This is a genomic window from Mycobacterium sp. 2YAF39 (assembly GCF_052114565.1).
In the GTDB taxonomy this organism is placed as follows: Bacteria; Actinomycetota; Actinomycetes; order Mycobacteriales; family Mycobacteriaceae; genus Mycobacterium.
In genome coordinates this window covers 1-554 of record NZ_JBFREZ010000042.1, presented here as the reverse complement: position 1 = coordinate 554, position 554 = coordinate 1, and the positions used below count along the sequence as shown (strand labels likewise).

Here is a 554-nt window from a genome sequence, read left to right as displayed (position 1 = left end):
CGCCGTCCTGCCATTCCCGGATTCCGAGGACATCGCGTACATCATCTACACCTCGGGTACGACGGGTGCGCCTAAAGGTGTGGGGATCACTCATCACAACGTGTGTCAGTTGATGGGGTCGCTGTGCGCGTCCCTCCCGCCGGGAGGTGTGTGGAGTCAGTGTCATTCGTTGKSGTTTGACTTCTCGGGGTGGGAGATCTGGGGTGCGTTGTTGCACGGTGGGCGGTTGGTGGTGGTGCCTGATGAGGTGGTTGCCTCGCCGCAGGAGTTCCACGATCTGCTGATTGCCGAACAAATCAGTGTGTTGAGCCTGACGCCGAGTGCGGTGGCGGTGTTGTCGTCGCAGGGTTTGGAGTCGGTGGCGCTGTTGGTGGGTGGTGAGGCGTGTCCGGGCGAGGTGGTGGGTCGGTGGGCGCCGGGGCGGGTGATGATCAACGCGTACGGTCCGACGGAGGCCACGATTTGGGTGGCGATGAGTGCGCCGTTGGCGCCGGGGTCGGGGGCGCCGCCGATCGGTGCGCCTGTGGCGGGTGCAGCGTTGTTTGTTTTGGATC

At 64.1% G+C, this 554-nt stretch carries 1 protein-coding gene; it reads left to right on the top strand.

Annotated elements, in window-relative coordinates:
• The coding region (locus tag AB4Z42_RS28380; RefSeq protein ID WP_442012578.1) for an AMP-binding protein at positions 1–554 on the top strand (554 nt) is incomplete at both ends.